The organism is Burkholderia sp. BCC0097, assembly GCF_902832985.1.
GTDB classification, from domain to species: Bacteria; Pseudomonadota; Gammaproteobacteria; order Burkholderiales; family Burkholderiaceae; genus Burkholderia; species Burkholderia orbicola.
On the sequence record NZ_CADFDM010000009.1, the window covers coordinates 197216 to 213794 of the forward strand.

13 protein-coding genes and 1 pseudogene are annotated in these 16579 nt (G+C 66.8%); 7 read left to right on the plus strand and 7 right to left on the minus strand.

Annotation, left to right across the window (positions count from 1 at the left end; translation table 11 throughout):
- Window positions 1–78 precede the first annotated feature (78 nt).
- Entirely contained in the window at window positions 79–1731 is a 1653-nt protein-coding gene (locus tag HWX07_RS28475; protein WP_175878552.1) for an acyl-CoA synthetase, read from the plus strand.
- Between the two features lie 42 nt (window positions 1732–1773).
- Here HWX07_RS28475 and HWX07_RS28480 read toward each other — a convergent pair whose 3' ends face one another.
- From HWX07_RS28480 to HWX07_RS28495, 4 genes are all read right to left on the minus strand, one after another.
- On the minus strand, window positions 1774–3756 hold the full coding sequence (locus HWX07_RS28480) for a methyl-accepting chemotaxis protein (protein WP_175878553.1): 1983 nt from the start codon (window positions 3754–3756) through the stop codon (window positions 1774–1776).
- 139 nt (window positions 3757–3895) lie between these two features.
- Window positions 3896–4327, minus strand: coding sequence for a YqaA family protein (locus tag HWX07_RS28485; RefSeq protein ID WP_059505133.1), 432 nt, complete (start codon window positions 4325–4327; stop codon window positions 3896–3898).
- A gap of 61 nt (window positions 4328–4388) precedes the next feature.
- Window positions 4389–5564, minus strand: a complete 1176-nt coding sequence (gene kch / locus HWX07_RS28490) for a voltage-gated potassium channel protein (RefSeq protein ID WP_175878554.1) — start codon at window positions 5562–5564, stop codon at window positions 4389–4391.
- A gap of 122 nt (window positions 5565–5686) precedes the next feature.
- The gene (locus HWX07_RS28495; RefSeq protein WP_175878555.1) at window positions 5687–6343 is read right to left on the minus strand and encodes a LysE family translocator; all 657 of its coding nucleotides are present in this window, start codon (window positions 6341–6343) and stop codon (window positions 5687–5689) included.
- A 284-nt stretch (window positions 6344–6627) separates the two neighbouring features.
- On the opposite strand from HWX07_RS28495, the gene HWX07_RS28500 reads away from it, so the two are divergent.
- The gene (locus HWX07_RS28500) at window positions 6628–7110 is read left to right on the plus strand and encodes an Lrp/AsnC family transcriptional regulator (RefSeq protein WP_006479115.1); all 483 of its coding nucleotides are present in this window, start codon (window positions 6628–6630) and stop codon (window positions 7108–7110) included.
- 814 nt (window positions 7111–7924) lie between these two features.
- Here the strand turns inward: HWX07_RS28500 and HWX07_RS28505 are convergent.
- On the minus strand, window positions 7925–9580 hold the full coding sequence (locus HWX07_RS28505; protein ID WP_175878556.1) for an IclR family transcriptional regulator C-terminal domain-containing protein: 1656 nt from the start codon (window positions 9578–9580) through the stop codon (window positions 7925–7927).
- Between the two features lie 178 nt (window positions 9581–9758).
- Between HWX07_RS28505 and HWX07_RS28510 the strand changes: the two genes are divergently transcribed.
- Together HWX07_RS28510 and HWX07_RS28515 are read left to right on the plus strand one after the other, a co-directional pair.
- Window positions 9759–10718, plus strand: coding sequence for an MBL fold metallo-hydrolase (locus tag HWX07_RS28510; RefSeq protein WP_006482658.1), 960 nt, complete (start codon window positions 9759–9761; stop codon window positions 10716–10718).
- A gap of 186 nt (window positions 10719–10904) precedes the next feature.
- A complete protein-coding gene (locus tag HWX07_RS28515; RefSeq protein WP_175878557.1) occupies window positions 10905–12263 on the plus strand; it encodes an MFS transporter in 1359 nt (452 codons plus the stop codon).
- Between the two features lie 119 nt (window positions 12264–12382).
- On the opposite strand, the gene HWX07_RS28520 is transcribed toward HWX07_RS28515, so the two are convergent.
- The gene (locus tag HWX07_RS28520; protein WP_175878558.1) at window positions 12383–13819 is read right to left on the minus strand and encodes a hypothetical protein; all 1437 of its coding nucleotides are present in this window, start codon (window positions 13817–13819) and stop codon (window positions 12383–12385) included.
- A 53-nt stretch (window positions 13820–13872) separates the two neighbouring features.
- Between HWX07_RS28520 and HWX07_RS28525 the strand changes: the two genes are divergently transcribed.
- Entirely contained in the window at window positions 13873–14049 is a 177-nt protein-coding gene (locus HWX07_RS28525; protein WP_175878559.1) for a hypothetical protein, read from the plus strand.
- Window positions 14050–14162: 113 nt separating this feature from the next.
- A pseudogene (locus tag HWX07_RS28530) lies at window positions 14163–14648 on the plus strand (MFS transporter); the annotation flags it as partial.
- Here HWX07_RS28530 and HWX07_RS28535 read toward each other — a convergent pair.
- Window positions 14645–15445: an SDR family oxidoreductase gene (locus HWX07_RS28535; protein ID WP_175878560.1), complete on the minus strand. Its 801-nt coding sequence runs from the start codon at window positions 15443–15445 to the stop codon at window positions 14645–14647. The pseudogene HWX07_RS28530 and the gene HWX07_RS28535 sit on opposite strands and share 4 nt — an antisense overlap.
- A 141-nt stretch (window positions 15446–15586) precedes the next feature.
- Between HWX07_RS28535 and HWX07_RS28540 the strand changes: the two genes are divergently transcribed.
- Window positions 15587–16552, plus strand: a complete 966-nt coding sequence (locus HWX07_RS28540) for a GlxA family transcriptional regulator (protein ID WP_175878561.1) — start codon at window positions 15587–15589, stop codon at window positions 16550–16552.
- The last annotated feature ends 27 nt before the right edge of the window (window positions 16553–16579 follow it).

Genomic DNA, 16579 nt, shown 5'->3' on the forward strand with positions numbered 1-16579 from the left:
AGGCTGTCGGCAATTGAACCACATCAAAACGATCCGGGGTGCATGCGCCCCGGTGGACAGAACACGGGAGACAGGATCATGACGCAGATGTTCGAGGCCGGGCTCGGCCGCCGCGACGCCAATTACGTGCCGCTCACCCCGATCGATTTCCTGATCCGGGCGGCCGAAGTCTACGGCGAGCGCCTCGCGATCGTGCACGGCGACGTGCGGCGCACGTGGGGCGAGACCTGCACCCGCGCGAAGCAGCTGGCGAGCGCGCTCGCGCAGGCCGGCGTCGGGCGCGGCGACACGGTCGCGGCGCTGCTGCCGAACATCCCGGCGATGGTCGAGGCGCACTTTGGCGTGCCGATGGCCGGCGCCGTGCTGAACACGATCAATACGCGGCTCGACGTGCCGTCGGTGCTGTTCATGCTGCGTCACGGCGAGGCGAAGGTCCTGATCGTCGACACCGAATACGCGGAGCTCGCGCATCGCGCGGCGCTGGAGGTGCCGGGCCTGAAGATCGTCAGCGTGGCCGACGCGATGCCGGCCGACCCCGACCGTTTCGCGGGCGCGACCGACTACGAGGCGTTCGTGGCCGGCGGCGACCCCGATTACGCATGGACGCCGCCCGCCGACGAATGGGAGGCGATCGCGCTGAACTACACGTCGGGCACGACCGGCGACCCGAAGGGCGTCGTCTACCACCATCGCGGCGCGTATCTCGCGGCGATCAGCAACATCCTCGAATGGGACATGCCGAAGCACGCGGTGTATCTGTGGACGCTGCCGATGTTCCATTGCAACGGCTGGTGTTTTCCGTGGGCCGTCGCGGCGCGCGGCGGCGTGAACGTGTGCCTGCGCAAGTTCGACGCGAAGACCGTGTTCGACCTGATTCGCCGCGAGCGCGTCACGCATTACTGCGGCGCGCCGATCGTGCAGAGCGCGATCGCGAACGCGCCGGCCGAGTTCCGCGCGGGGATCGACCATACGGTGCACGCGATGGTCGCGGGCGCGGCGCCCGCGCCGGCCGTGATCGCGAAGATGAAGGAGATCGGCTTCGACCTGCTGCACGTGTACGGGCTGACCGAGGTCTACGGCCCGGCGACCGTCTGCGCGAAGCAGGCGCACTGGGACGCCGTGTCCGACGAGGAACGCGCGCGGCTGAATGCGCGCCAGGGCGTGCGCTACCACCTCGAGGCAGGCGCGACGGTGCTCGATCCCGACACGATGACGCCGGTGCCGGCTGACGGCGAGACGCTCGGCGAGATCATGTTCCGCGGCAACATCTGCATGAAGGGCTACCTGAAGAATCCGAAGGCGACCGACGAGGCGTTCCACGGCGGCTGGTTCCATACGGGCGATCTCGCGGTGCTGATGCCGGACGGCTATATCCGGATCAAGGATCGCAAGAAGGACATCATCATCTCGGGTGGCGAGAACATCTCGAGCATCGAGGTCGAGGATGCGCTGTACCGGCATCCGGCGGTGGCCGTCGCGGCCGTCGTCGCGATGCCCGACCCGAAATGGGGCGAGGTGCCGTGCGCGTTCGTCGAGCTGCGCGAAGGCGCGAGCGCGACCGAGGCGGAAATCGTCGCGCACTGCCGGCAACTACTCGCGGGCTTCAAGGTGCCGAAGGCCGTACGCTTCGGCGAACTGCCGAAGACCTCGACCGGCAAGATCCAGAAGTTCCAGTTGCGTAATGCGGTCGGCTCGGACAAGGCGATCGACCTGGCGGGCGACAAGAAGTAGGCGAGGCCCGGCCGCGGCCGATCGTTCGTCGTCCGGCGTTCGTCACGCGTCGCGTGCGAGCCGGAACACGCTGACCGCGTCCGACAGTTGCGCGGCCTGCTCGCGCAACGCGACGGCCGCGCGCTCCGCATCGGAGATCAGCGTCGCATTCTGCTGCGTCGCTTCGCCGATCTGCGTGACGGCCAGGTTCACCTGCTCGATGCCGGTCGATTGTTCGCGCGACGCGGCGCTGATCTCGCCGATCAGCGTGCGCACCTGGTCGACCCGCGCGACGATGTCGCGCATCGTGCCGCGCGCGGCGTCCGCGATCCGGTAACCCTGTTCGACCGTCGTCGTCGATTCGGCGCTCAGCGCGTCGATCTCCTTGACCGCGGCCGCGCTGCGCTGCGCCAACGCGCGCACCTCGGCCGCGACCACCGCGAAGCCCTTGCCGTGTTCGCCCGCGCGGGCGGCCTCGACGGCCGCGTTCAGCGCGAGGATGTTGGTCTGGAACGCGATGCCTTCGATCGCGCCGGTGATCTCGGCGATCCGGCGCGTCGCGCGGCCGATGTCGTCCATCGTCGCGACCACGCGCTGCACCGCGGCGTCGCCGTTGGTCGCGGCGGCCGATGCGTCCGCGACCAGCGCGTTGGCCTGCGCCGCATGCTCGGCGCTTTGCTGCACGGCGGCGGTGATCTGCTCCATGCTGGCGGCCGTTTGCTCGACGCTGCTGGCTTGCGTCGCGATTCGCGCTGCGATGTCGCCGCTGCCGGCCGCGATGCCGACCGTGCCGTGCGCGATGTCGGCCGCGCCGTTGCGCACTTGCGCGACGATCCGCGCGAGGCCGTCGCCGATCCCGTCGACCGCCTGCACGAGCCGGCCGATCTCGTCGTTGCCCGCGTTGCCGTGCGCGGCCGCGCCGTCGCGGATGCGCACGCTGAGATCGCCCGCCGCATAGCGCTCGGACGCGCGGGCGGCGGCTTCCAGCGGCCGGCTCACGACGCGTCGCACGACGACGACGAACAGCGTCGCGAACGCCGCGACGAGCACGGCGCCGATCATCAGGAAGCGGTTGCGGGTGGCGCGCATGGTGGCCAGCAGTTCGTCGTCGAGCGCGATCCCGCCGACGAGCCATTGCCACTGCGGAATCGTCGTGAACGACACGAATTTCGCGGTCGGCCCGGCGTCGTGCGCGGCGGGGTCGGTCGACGTGTACGCGAGCCGGCCCTGGGCCGTCGCGAGCATCTGCGCGTAGGGTGCGCGCGTGTCGTCGGCCCGTTGGCCGGCCGCATCGGGATGCACGACGAAGGTGCCGCGCGACGGGCCTTGCGACGCATCGAGCACGAAGTAGTAGCCGTTGTCGCCGATCTTCAGCGCGCGGATGCCGTCCTCGACGAGCTTGAGCTCGGCGCCGATGTCGAGGCCGACGAACAGCGCGCCGATCACGCGGCCGGTCGCGTCGGTCACCGGCTTGTACTGCGTGATGTACGACCGGCCGAACAGCTTCGCGAGGCCCGTGTAGCTGCGCCCGGCGACGAGCGGCGCATACGCGGGGCCGGCGCGGTCGAGCTTGGTGCCGACCGCGCGCGCGCCGTCCTGCTTCTTCAGCGACGTCGTGATGCGCACGAAGTCGTCGCCGTCGCGCGCGAAGATCGTGGCGATCGCGCCGCTTTTCTTCAGGAACTGATCGGGAATCGAATAATCGAGGTCGAGCGGCTGGCCGCCCGCGAGGAGCGTCGGCGCGGCGACGCCGCCGATATCGACCGTGCGTGCCGGGTCGAGCGAGAAATCGGCCGGCAGGAAGCTCGCGAACAGCGCCATCGAGCGGCTGGCTTCGGCGCTCAGCGCCTTGTCGAACAGGTCGACCATCGCGCGAATCGACTGTTCCTTGTCGTCGATCCTCAGGTGCGCTTCTTCGGCGAGTTGCTGGCCGGCGAAATGGGCGAGCGTCCACGCGAACACGGTAAACAGCAGGGCGACGAGCGCGCACGCCAGCGCGGCCAGACGCGCGCCGACGCTCACTCGGCCCAATTGGGTCATTCTCATGAGACATCCTGAGTGGGAGTGAGAGGAGGCGGAACGCACGCGTCACCGCTCGTGGTCCCGTTAATACGGCAACTTTCGCGAAATCTTTAGCGGATGTCGCGAATCGCGGGCCGACAGGCGGCCGAAGGGGAAGCGGAGGTCAGTGCGTGACGAGCCACGCGACGGCCAGATACCGGCCGACTTTCGCGATCGTCACGATCGCGAGAAAGGTCGGCAGCGGCTCGCGCAGCACGCCGGCGATCATCGTCAGCGGATCGCCGATCACCGGCGCCCAGCTCAGCAGCAGCGACCACCGGCCATAGCGTGCATACCAGCGTTCGGCGCGCGCGAGCGCGGACGGTTTGACCGGAAACCAGCGGCGCTCGCGAAAGTGCTCGATGCCGCGCCCGAGCGCCCAGTTGATCGCCGAGCCGGCGACGTTGCCGACGCTCGCGACGAGCACCAGCGCCCACACGGGTTCGCGCCCGGCCAGCAGCAGGCCGGCGAGCACGGCTTCGGACTGGAGCGGAAACAGGGTCGCGGCGACCATCGACACGGCGAACAGGCCGCCGTAAGTGAGTAATTCGGACATCGCGGGATTGTACCGGCCGCGCGACGGCCAGCCCCGGTCACGCGGTCATCGGCTCACGATCTCATGCGGCATCCGTCGTGCCGAACAGCAGGTGCGAGATCATCGACTTGTCGACCGGTTCGTCGTTGAGCGTGCTGGCGAGCAGTTCGCCCGCGAGCTGCTGCGGCGAGAACACCATGTCGGGCTTCAACAGCCGCAGCCGTTCGAGGTTGCGCTGCTGGTTCACGAGCGCGACCGTGCGCACCGACGGCGCGATCTCGCGGATCGCGAGGATGATGAACGCGTTTTCGGCGTCGTCCGAGCGCAGCGCGAGCACCGCGCGCGCGGTCGCCGCGCCGGCGCTTTCCAGCACCGCATGGTCGGTCGCATCGCCGACGATCAGGTCGGTCGAGGCCGGATAGTTGTGCTCGACGCCGGCCGGCACGACGACGGTCACCGCGTAGCCGCGCTTGCGCAGCCCGTCGTGCACCGCATGGGCGACGGGTGTCGCGCCGACGATCAGGAAATGATGCTTGCGGATCACGTTCGAAATGCCTCCCTTGACGATCCGTTTCAGATTGCCGCCGATCACCGGGCCGACGACCGCGCTGATCGACGTCGCGAATACCGTGATGCCGAGCACGATCACCGATGCGGTGAACAGGCGCGCGGTCGGCGCGTGCGGCACGATGTCGCCGTAGCCGACGGTCGACATCGACACGATCGAGAAATAGACGGCGGTGGCGAGATCGTGGACGGGCGGCGTGAATTCGTCGCCGAGATAGAGCACGCCGAAAGTGGCGTAGATCAGCAGCGACACGATGCTCAGCAACGCGAACAGGCTGCTGGCGGCCACGCTCGCGCGATCGAAGTGCCGCCAGTAGTACAGCAGCGCCACGACCAGCACGGCCGTATAGACGAACACCGCGTGGCTGCGATAGCCGCCGAGCACGCTGATCGCGGCGGCCGCGACCAGCAGCAGGATCGACAGTACCCACGCGACGCGGGCGCGCAGCACGATGCCGATGGCCATCGTCGCGAGGCCGGCCGCGACCACCACCTGCGGCAGCACGACGAGCCCCATGTTGTCGACGAGATTCAGCGCATCGGCGAGCCATGCGCGGTGCAGGCCGAGACGCGCGTGCTCGACGACGGGGCGCAGCACCATGAGCGCATCGAGCGCAAGCAGGAGGGCGAGATACCAGTGCAGGCCAATCGGCGCGAACAGGCGCCGCAGGCGGGATGTGACGTGCTTCATTCAGTCGCCCGGCAGGCCCGGGCATGTCCAACGAACCAGGCGCTACCCTAAAGCATTCGGCGCCCGGCTGCTTTTTCGAGGCGCCTGACAGCGGCGCCGACGCAGTCCGTTCGCGCGGCCGTTCAGTTCCAGCCGACCATGATCGCGCCCATCCCGACGAGCAGCCCGCCCGTCACGCGGTTCATCGCACGCATCCGCGTCGGCCGCTGCAGCGCGCGGCTCAGCCGGTGCGAGAACAGCGCCATCGATGCGACGCCGCCCGCGAACAGCAGCGCGAACGTCGCGGCGAGCAGCAGGTATTGAAGGTTCAGGCTCCAGTCGGCAGTCGGGCTGATGAACTGCGGAAAGAACGACGGAAAGAACAGCAGCGTCTTCGGATTCAGTCCGGAAGTCGCGACGCCGCGCCAGAACAGCGCGCGACCGGAATCGGCGTCCGGCGCGGCGATGGCCGTTCCCGCGTCGGTCTCGGCCGGCGACGTGGCCGCGCCGGCCGGCGTGCGGCTCAGCCATTGCTTGCCGCCGAGCCAGACGAGATACGCGGCGCCGGCCCAGCGCAGCACGGTCAGTGCGTGTTCATCGAGATGGACCAGCGAGTTGAGGCACAGCGCGGTCAGCGCGAGTTGCAGCAGCACGGCGAGCGTGCCGCCCCAGACGCACGGCAGCGCGCGGCGCCAGCCGGTGCGCAACGCCTGGTTCATCGTGAGCAGGTTGACGGGGCCGGGCGCGTAGATGAGGACGACGGAAGCAGCGAGGAACGACAGATAAAGCTTGAACGACATGACGGACGAGCAGGAACGGGGAGGCAGGCACCGGCCCCGCACGCGGTCGGATGGGCGTGCGGGCGGCGGGGAATCGCATGCCTGGCGGCCGGCGCCGCAACTCGTGATTGCGGCCGTGCGTTCCGTTGCGAGGGGTGGTCGCGGGGAGCGTGCCGGACAGCAGGCATGGAGAAAATGTATCAAGCAGCCCGATTAAAAGGCTTCCTGTTTTCCAGCAAAACGGCCCTGAAACCGGAATCCCGTTCAGATAGAATGCCGATTTTCAGTAGAAGATTCTTCTCGCCATGGCTACCCGCGAACGCACGCCCAAAACGCTCGACAATCAGGACCGCAAGATCCTGGGTGCATTGCAGAAAAATGCGCGTCTGTCGAACGCCGAACTGGCCGAACAGATCGGCATGTCGACCACCGCCTGCTGGAATCGCACGCGGCAACTCGAACTCGACGGCTACATCGACGGCTATGTCGCGCTGGTCAACCAGCGCAAGCTCGGCTACGCGGACATCGTGATCCTCGAAGTCACGCTCGATCGCCATGAAGACGACGCACTGGCGCGCTTCGGCGCCGAACTGGCGGCGCTGCCGGAGGTGCTCGAGGCGTATCTGGTGTCGGGCGAGTACGACTACTGGATCAAGGTCGCGGTGGACGGCACGGCCGGCTACGAACGCTTCCTGCGCGAAAAGCTGTACCGGATCTCGAGCATCCGCCACAGCCGTTCGATGTTCGCGCTGCGGTGCATGAAGGATGTGCCTTCGATTCAGGTGTGACGGGTTGGAGACGGGGGCGACCGTCGTTGAAACCGCAGTGCGCGCGGGACGGCGCGGGTGCGAAGGAAACCGGTAAACGGCCGGGGCGGAAGGCTCGCCAGGGAAATGGCCGGCGGGCACACAAAAACGGATGAATCTTCCGCCGGCGATGACCGGGCGCAAAAGTGCGCCGACGGGCAATGGCTGCTCGCCCAAGCAAGCTGGCTTAGCGATCCGCGCCCAGATGCATGAATCGGCCCCGGTATCGGCCTGAAACACAGCCTCGAGACGATCTTGAAACACTCGCCGCACGACGAGGATATTCGGCCGGGACGAGCCCGGCTTCTTGCTATCTGTCCAGCGCAACCGCCCGGTGCCCGGCGCAACAACCGCTGTCGGCGCGCGTGGGCGCGAGCGGATCAGGCGGCCGGCGATCAGGCCGCCGGCAGTCCAGTCCGCTCAGCGCGGCAGGCGCGCGTGTGCTTCAGCGATGACTTCGCAGTTCTCGAGGTGCAGTGCCCAAGCTTCCGCCAGCAGCTCGCCAACACGTGCGAGCCAGCCAGTGGATTGGGTGGAACGATCGGAGACATTAGACGTTTGCATGACGGAGCCCCATAGAGGTGGCGAGTTAGGGATAACCCTAATCATAGCGAAACGGCTCCGCCTTGTGAAATGCGATTTCGTTATATGAGAATTACTGACAATTCATGTTGCTGCTGCGCAACATGAATATTGGCCGCCCGGGCGTGTCGGCTAGGCGTGACGAGGCCGCGCCGGCACGGCCTCGCGGGCAGAAAGAAAGGGATTCGAACGTACGTTGGGGAAAAGGACGCGATTACCGGCCGATCCACCCGAAGCGCCACGACAGCCGCCGTGTCGCGGCGCGCAGCGTCTGCGCCAGCTCGCTGTCGGGCCCGCGCGGGAAGCCGCGCGACGAGCCGATGATCGCGATCACGAGCCGGATGCTGCCGGTGTGATCGAACACGGGTGCGGCAATCGTCCCGATGCCCGGCACCGGCGCGTCGAACGCGAAATCGAGCTCGTCCGCGCGAATCGCCGCGAGCCGTGAGCGGAAAGCCGCGTCGTCCGGTGCGGCATGCGCGCCTGCGAGCCGCACCGGCTCGTTGGCGAGCAGGTCGGCCAGCACGTCGTCGGACATGCCGGACGCGAAAATCCTCCCGATCGCCGTATTGACGAGCGACATCACGGTGCCCACCTGCAGGCTCACGTGCTGTGGCCGCGCCGATTCCTCGAGCCGGATCACGGTTGGCCCGAGCGGGCCGAGCGTCGCGGCGGCCACGCTCATGTCGGTCGCGGCGGCCAGCGCGACGATCTCGGCTTCCGCGTCGCGCGTCGGCGACACGCGCTGCATCGCGATCAGGCCGAGCGCCTGCGCCAGCGGGCCGCCGTCGAAGCAGCCGGCGTCGTCGCGGCTCAGCAGGCCGATCTTCTGCAGGCTGACCAGATGCGGAAATGCCTTCGCGGACGGCATGCCGGCCGCCGTCGCGAGATCGCGCAGCGGCAGCGCGCGGCCCGCCGACACCAGCGCGAGCAGCAGGTCGCCGGTGCTGTCGAGCGCATTGATCCCGCGCTGCGTTTTTGCGTCGTCGGCCAGCGCGGGCGGTACGCGTGCGACGCCTGGCGCCACCGCCGGCGCGGGCGCCGGTTCTGCATGCGCCGTGCCGAGCGACGCGGTGGCCTGCCGCGCCGCGTCGCGCAACGCCGCCGCGATCGGGCCGTCCCAGTCGACATCGATCGAGCCCGTCGAACCGATCACCGTCAACGCGAGCTGCAGGCGCCCGTGCGGATCGAGCACCGGCACGCACATCCCGCTGACGCCCGGGCTCGGCCGGTCGATGCTGCGTTCGATGCCGCGGGCACGGATCGCATCGAGTTCGACGGGTTGCGCATCGGCGTCCGGCGCGGCCGGCTCGCTTTCGGCGCCGGCAAGCGTATCGCCCGCACCCGCCTGGCTGGCCGCCATCGCATCGAGTTGCGCGGCGTCGCCGAACGCGCGGAACACGCGGCCGGTTGCCGTGGTGTCGAGCGACATCACCGAACCGACGTGCAGGTTCACGTGCAACGGATAGCCGCCGTGCTCGATGCGCACGATCGTCGGGCCGAGCACGCCCGGCACCGACAGCGCGACGCTCAGCCCGACCGTTTCCGCGAGCCGCACCGCGTGCGGCAGCGTCGCCCGGTAGGCCGGCTGGCGCTCGATCGACATCAGCCCGAGCCGCAGCGACAGCGGGCCCGGCTCGTAGTTGCCGGTGATCGCATCGCGCTTCACGAGCGCGAGCCGCGTCAGGCTTACGAGATAGGTGTGCGCCTGCGCGGTGGAGAGATCGGCTGCCGCGGCCAGCTCCGACAGCCCGAGCGGCTTGCGCCGGCGCGCGAGCGCGTCGAGCAGCCGGCCGCCGACCTCGACACTCTGGATGCCGCGCTGCGCCTTGGGCGGCGCATCGTCCGCGCTGACTTCGTGGTTCTGCACGCGATGATTCTTCCGTTGACGAAACCCCGCATGGTATCCGACGCCATTTTGAGCGCCAGCCCGCAGGTTTACCCGTATTAGACAATAACAAGCGTGTTTGCCATTGACAAATATTCGGGGCGAGCAGATGATCCGCTCACTCCCCCTCAACACATGGCTCGCAGCCACGGAACGCACAATGGCCAAAGCATTCGCCTCCCAAGCCGATCTGGAAGAGAAGAAAGTCACCTGGACGAAGCTGTCCGAGAACGCCTACGCGTATACAGCCGAAGGCGACCCGAACTCGGGTGTGATCATCGGCGACGACAGCGTGCTGATCGTCGACACGACCGCGACGCCCGCGATGGCGCAGGACCTGATCGCGAAGATCCGCAGCGTGACCGACAAGCCGATCAAGCACGTGGTGCTGTCGCATTACCACGCGGTGCGCGTGCTCGGCGCGTCCGCGTACTTCGACGAAGGCGCGCAGCACGTGATCGCGAGCCGCGGCACCTACGAGATGATCGTCGAGCGCGGCGAGGCCGACATGAAGTCGGAGATCGAGCGCTTCCCGCGCCTGTTCGCCGGCGTCGAGACGGTGCCCGGCCTGACCTGGCCGACGCTCGTGTTCGAGCGCGAGATCACGCTGTTCCTCGGCAAGCTCGAGGTGAAGATCATGCACGTCGGCTCGGGCCATACGAAGGGCGACACGATCGTCTGGCTGCCGTCGCAGAAGGTGCTGTTCTCGGGCGACCTCGTCGAATACGACGCCGCGTGCTATTGCGGCGACGCGCAGCTCGAACAGTGGCCGGCCACGCTCGAGGCGCTGCGCGCGCTCGGCGCCGAGAAGCTCGTGCCGGGCCGCGGCCCCGCGCTGCTGAATCCCGCTGAAGTGAACAAGGGCCTCGACTACACGAAGGATTTCGTTACGACGCTGCTCGCGCAGGGCCGCAAGGCCGTCGAGCGCAATCTCGACCTGAAGGCGGCGATGGCGCTCACGCGCGAAGCGATGGACCCGAAGTTCGGCCACGTGTTCATCTACGAGCACTGCTTGCCGTTCGACGTGTCGCGCGCGTTCGACGAGGCGAGCGGCATCGCGCATCCGCGCATCTGGACCGCGCAGCGCGACAAGGACATGTGGGCCGCGCTGCAGGACTGAGCGGCCCACGGCGGCGGGGCGGCGCTCACATGATCGCCTTGCCGTTTCCCTGAAGGTCGCGGCATGCGCGGCGGCATCGCGCCGCGGTGCCGGCGACCGTATCCGGTCTCACAAGAAAGCAGGGCGCATGCACGCCCTCGGAGACTGCCGCGCGCTCGACATCGCGCGGCCCGTTTGGAGAGAGACATGCCCCAATCGCTTCCCGCCGAAGCGACCCTCGCGCACGCGAGCGCGTCGGCGCCGACTTCCGCATCCGCATCCGGATTCAGTGACGCGCTGCTGTTCCGCAAGATCGCGTGGCGGATCGTCCCGTTCCTGTTCCTCTGTTACGTCGTGTCGTTTCTCGACCGCATCAACATCGGCTTCGCGCAGTTGCAGATGAAGCACGATCTCGGCTTCAGCGATGCGATGTACGGCCTCGGCGCCGCGGTGTTCTACGTCGGCTACGTGTGCTGCGAAGTGCCGAGCAACATGCTGCTCGCGCGGTTCGGCGCGCGCCGCACGTTCACGCGAATCATGCTGCTGTGGGGCCTCGCGTCGACCGGGATGATGTTCGTGTCGCAGCCGTCGCATTTCTACGTGCTGCGCTTCCTGCTCGGCGTGTTCGAGGCCGGCTTCTTCCCCGGCATCGTGCTGTACCTGACCTACTGGTTCCCCGCGAACCGGCGGGCGGCGGCGATCTCGGTGTTCTTCGCGGGCGTCGCGGTGGCCGGCGTGCTCGGCGGGCTGATGTCGGGCTGGATCATGCGCGACATGAGCGGCGTGCTCGGGCTGCACGGCTGGCAGTGGATGTTCGCGATCGAAGGGGCGCCGGCGATCCTGCTCGCGTTCGCCGCCTTCACGTTGCTCGTCGACCGGCCGCAGGACGCCGCGTGGCTCACGTCCGACGAAAAGGCGCGCGTCGCCGCGCTATGCGCCGACGGCCGCGCACCCGGCAATGCGCACGACGGCCGCAGCGTGATGGCCGCGCTCGCGAACCCGCGCGTGTACCTGTTCGCGTTCATCTATTTCTCGCTGACCTGCGCGTCGCTGACGCTGAACTTCTGGATGCCGCTGATGATCCGCGACTTCGGCGTGACCGACGTCGTCGCCGTGAGCCTCTACACGGTCGTGCCGAATGCGGTGGGCGCGGTGGGGCTGGTGCTGATCGCGCGCCGCTCGGATCGCACCGGCGAGCGCCGCAAGCACTTCGCGTGCTGCACGATCGGCGGCGGGCTTGCGCTCGCGGCGCTGACGCTGCACCTGCACAGCTTCGCGGCGATGCTCGCGTGCCTGTCGATCGCGGCGACGCTGATCTTCGCGGCGCTGCCGATCTTCTGGGCCGTGCCGACCCGCTACCTGTCCGGCAACGCGGCCGCGGCCGGGATCGCGTTGATCAGCAGCATCGGGATCACGAGCGGCATCGTTAGCCCGTGGGTGATCGGGATGATCCGCACGCGCACGGGCAGCATGGATCTCGCCGTCTATCTGCTGGCCGCGCTGCTGGTGGTGAGCGGCGTGGCGCTGATGGTTGGCGTGAAGGGCGAAGGCGCGCGGCGCGCGTGAACCACGGCTGGTCGCCGTCGCCGTTGTCGTCGGCGGCGGCCGGCGTCGCGTTTGCTGCCCGGCCCGTATTCGCATCCATCGAGGAGACGATCGATGCCCATCCCGGTCGACGCTAAAAGTTAGTTACCTGTACAGAGAAAGGAAACTGTGTCAGTACCCGTACCAATAAACTTCACACTAGTACCGCTTTGGTTCTGCACGTTCACTGCCGCTGCCGTACCGCTGGTGTCGTTAGCTGAACACCAGTACGACGAAGAAGAAGTAAACACAGCATTACCGCTGAACGTGACAATAGCGGTACCCGAAGCGAGTGCAATCGTACCGACGACTTTGTGCGGGGCGTTCACGGCAGTGCCGGACACCGAGTACACCGGCAAGGTACCTGTGCCAGTCGTCGAGAGATTCCCTGCACCAGTCAGCTTCATGACCGGAGTCGTCGTTACGGTGCCAGAAGCGTTGGCTTGGAACCAACTAAACCCACCCGGCGCACCGGCGGTAAAGTTGATGAAATCGGTTTCGCCTTGACCACCGCCTTGTCCATTCCACGCCAGTCCTAATCCACCTGCACCGCCGATCGTGGAGCCAAATGTAGGGAACGTACCGCTGACGTTATACGAGAAAGTACCTGCTCCTGATACCGCCAAACCGTTACCAAATGACGCACTACCAACCAGTGCCAAGTTACCACTGGTGTTGATCGTCGCTTTGTTGTTACCCAGACCATCTTGGAAATACGTGTACCCATCCCCAAAGACCATTTTCATGGATTCCGTAGTCGCATCACTACGAATACTGGCAACTTCCTTGCCGGCTGCACCAAACCACTGAATGGCATGCTTCTGACCTAAAACAATTGCACCACCTTCACCACTGCTGGTATCAAGCGACGAGTTTTGAAACACGATGCCTTTTTCATACGCAGTGTTGTTATTGATGATGCCAATTGCCGCAGACGAGTTCGTAGCGCTGGTAGTAACGTCAGGACGGCCCGACGACAACCACAGGCCCATGGTTGATCCGGTTTGGATCATGTTGTACGGATCAAGCGTGATCACCGAACCCTGGTTGACTGTATCAATTTCCAGACCTTGAGAGGTACCGGCACCTGCCGAGCGGCGATTCTCAAGATAACCAGCATAGCCCGTTTGAACTGCAGTGGCATTGTTATTCAAGTTATACCCTGCAACACCAATCGAACCCATCGAACCAGCCGTCCCGTTATCCGACGTACGACTTGCACCAAGCAGCGCGATATAGCCTGCCGCCGATTGAGACCAAACCGAAGCGCAATTTGTCGTGCAAGGGACAATCGGAGAAAGCCAGTCTGTGGTATTTCCAAACTTCGCAATCCCACTTGCAGCGCCATTGACAGCAAGAGAAGCAAACGCTGCGTTGGCTGCACTATTTAACACCCATGATTGAATGTTGTTCAGCGTGGCGGTTGTAATTGCACCGTTCTTTGACATGATGACTTCTTCGGAGCCAGTGAAAGTTTGTCCCCAAACAGAGAACGAACTCAACAGGCTCAGCAAGCCTGCAACCAGAAATTTTTTCATTACCACGGTCTCCAAGAGAGCTAACGTTTCACAAAAATCGACAAGGACAGCCCGTGAAGGCCATCCTTGTCGATTCTTTTACCTTAACAGGTCGTAAAATTACCAAGCGACCTGACGCATTTTCTGCCGCGATCCGCAGATGTGGTTGCGAAGCGTTCGATTTCGATTTTCCGGCGATTTTTCTGCTGGTCAGACAGTTTAATTGTGCAAAGGGGCGCGTTCATACATGACCTCTTAGGCCTTTCTGAGAGGTCCGTTCCAGCCCGCGCGTTAGCGCTTGCGAACGCAAATCGACGTTCGAACCAGCACGCCATGCACCTGTCTTGCGATCGACATGTAGCGGACCGACGTCGTCGCCGCGAGCCTCTACACGGTCGTGCCGAATGCCGTGGGCGCGGTGGGGCTGGTGCTGATCGCGCGCCGCTCGGACCGCACCGGCGAGCGCCGCAAGCACTTCGCGTGCTGCACGATCGGCGGCGGGCTCGCGCTTGCGGCGCTGACGCTGCACCTGCACAGCTTCGCGGCGATGCTCGCGTGCCTGTCGATCGCGGCGACGCTGATCTTCGCGGCGCTGCCGATCTTCTGGGCCGTGCCGACCCGCTACCTGTCCGGCAACGCGGCCGCGGCCGGGATCGCGTTGATCAGCAGCATCGGGATCACGAGCGGCATCGTCAGCCCGTGGGTGATCGGGATGATCCGCACGCGCACGGGCAGCATGGATCTCGCCGTGTATCTGCTGGCCGCGCTGCTGGTGGCGAGCGGCGTGGCGCTGATGGTCGGCGTGAAGGGCGAAGGCGCACCGCGCAGCGTGGCCCCCGCCAGCAACTAGCGCGCCGTGGTGTAGCGCGGCGCGGGCGTATCGGCCGACAGGTGCGGCGCCATTGTGCGGCGCGCGGCCTCGTACGCGTCCCATTCGTCGCCCGCGTGCAGCGACGGGATCGTCACGAGCTCGCCGCGCTCGAACCCGACCAGCGCCGCATCGACCATGTCCGGCGCCGTCATCACGATTTCCTTCGGCAGGTGCTCGAGCGGCAGGCCGCCCGTCTGCCAGAACTCGGTGGCCGTCGCGCCGGGCAGCACGGCCTGCACCTGCACGCCCTTGTCGGCGAGCTCGTGATGCAGCGACTGGCTGAACGCGAGCACGAACGCCTTGCTGCCGCCGTACACGCCGTTCAGCGTTTCCGGCGAGATCGCGACGATCGACGCAATGTTGATCACCGCGCCGCGACCGCGTGCGACGAAGCCGGGCACGGCCGCATAGGTCAGACGCGTGAGCGCGGTCACGTTCAGGTCGATCATCCGCGTCATCGCGTCCACGTCGCTGTCGAGCAGCGGCGCATGCGTGCCGATGCCCGCGTTGTTGACGAGCAGCGTGATGCTCGCGTCCTGTTTCAGCTTGGCTTCGACGCCGGCGAGCGCCGCGCGGTCGTTGAGGTCCGCGTCGACGATCTCGACGCTGCGTTGCGTGTCGTTCGTGATGCGCTCGGCGAGGGCGTTCAGCCGGTCGCGGTTGCGCGCGACCAGGATCAGGTCGTAGCCGCGGCGCGCGAGGCGGTCCGCGTAGACGGCGCCGATGCCCGACGATGCGCCGGTAATGAGGGCGGTACCGCGATGTGCTTGCGTCATGATGTGCTCCGTTTCGATGAGGATGGCCGGATGGCGTGAAGGCATTCTGGCCTAGAAGCGCGGCGACACAAATGACGCAGATGGGTATGATTCCGGACATCGGGCCCATCGGGCCAATCGGCACGGAACCGGAGAACGCACATGCACCGAATCGGCTTTCTGATCAGCGACGGCTTCCAGATCATGGCGCTCGCCGCGCAGTCGGTGTTCGAGTACGCGAACATGGGAATGGACGCGCCGTTCTACGCGATGGACAACTATTCGGTCGACGGCGGCGACGTGCGCTCGTCGCTCGGGCTGCCGGTCGCCACGCGCGCGCTGCGCGGGCAGCTCGGCGTCGACACGTGGATCGTCGCGGGCGTCAACGATCCGCTCGCCGCGCCGGCGCCGGCCGGCGTGGTCGCCTACCTGCGTCGCGCGAACGGGCAGGCGCGGCGGATCGCCGGCATCTGCACGGGCGCGTTCGTGCTGGCCGAGGCCGGGCTGCTCGCGCAGCGTCGCGCGACCACGCACTGGGCGTTCGGCCGGGACATGCAGCGGCACTACCCGGAGATTCGCGTCGAGGACGACCGGATCTTCATCGTCGACGGCCCGATCTGGACGTCGGCCGGGATGACGGCCGGCCTCGATCTCGCGCTCGCGATGGTGGAAAAGGATCTCGGCGCCGACGTTGCGCGGTCGGTCGCGCGCAAGCTGGTGATGCATCAGCGCCGGGCCGGCGGCCAGTCGCAGCATTCGGAAATGCTCGATCTCGCGCCGAAATCCGACCGGATCCAGAGCGCGCTCGACTACGCGCGGCGGAATCTCGGTCGCGCGCTGACCGTCGAGGAACTTGCCGAGGCCGTGCACCTGAGCCCGCGCCAGTTCAGCCGCGTGTTTACGCTCGAAACCGGGCAGTCGCCGGCGAAAGCGATCGAGCGGCTGCGGCTCGAAGCGGCGCGGCTGATGATCGAACAGAGCCGCCATCCGCTCGACGTGATCGCGAAGGAGAACGGTTTTCGCGATCGCCGGCACATGCGCGAGGCGTTCGTGCGCGGGTTCGGCGTGCCGCCGCAGGCGTTGCGGCGCGACGCACGGATGGAGACGGACGCGCGCGAAACGGGCTGACGCGCGCGACCGCCTGCCGCCAGCGCG

What these genes read in the sequence shown, in the direction of transcription:
- HWX07_RS28540 (WP_175878561.1), top strand. Translation starts at nt 15,587, where the DNA reads ATGCACCGAATCGGCTTTCTGATCAGCGACGGCTTCCAGATCATGGCG.
- HWX07_RS28500 (WP_006479115.1), top strand. Translation starts at nt 6,628, where the DNA reads ATGGCTACCCGCGAACGCACGCCCAAAACGCTCGACAATCAGGACCGC.
- HWX07_RS28510 (WP_006482658.1), top strand. Translation starts at nt 9,759, where the DNA reads ATGGCCAAAGCATTCGCCTCCCAAGCCGATCTGGAAGAGAAGAAAGTC.
- HWX07_RS28495 (WP_175878555.1), bottom strand. Translation starts at nt 6,343, where the DNA reads ATGTCGTTCAAGCTTTATCTGTCGTTCCTCGCTGCTTCCGTCGTCCTC.
- HWX07_RS28475 (WP_175878552.1), top strand. Translation starts at nt 79, where the DNA reads ATGACGCAGATGTTCGAGGCCGGGCTCGGCCGCCGCGACGCCAATTAC.
- HWX07_RS28480 (WP_175878553.1), bottom strand. Translation starts at nt 3,756, where the DNA reads ATGAGAATGACCCAATTGGGCCGAGTGAGCGTCGGCGCGCGTCTGGCC.
- HWX07_RS28515 (WP_175878557.1), top strand. Translation starts at nt 10,905, where the DNA reads ATGCCCCAATCGCTTCCCGCCGAAGCGACCCTCGCGCACGCGAGCGCG.
- HWX07_RS28535 (WP_175878560.1), bottom strand. Translation starts at nt 15,445, where the DNA reads ATGACGCAAGCACATCGCGGTACCGCCCTCATTACCGGCGCATCGTCG.
- HWX07_RS28520 (WP_175878558.1), bottom strand. Translation starts at nt 13,819, where the DNA reads ATGAAAAAATTTCTGGTTGCAGGCTTGCTGAGCCTGTTGAGTTCGTTC.
- HWX07_RS28485 (WP_059505133.1), bottom strand. Translation starts at nt 4,327, where the DNA reads ATGTCCGAATTACTCACTTACGGCGGCCTGTTCGCCGTGTCGATGGTC.
- kch (WP_175878554.1), bottom strand. Translation starts at nt 5,564, where the DNA reads ATGAAGCACGTCACATCCCGCCTGCGGCGCCTGTTCGCGCCGATTGGC.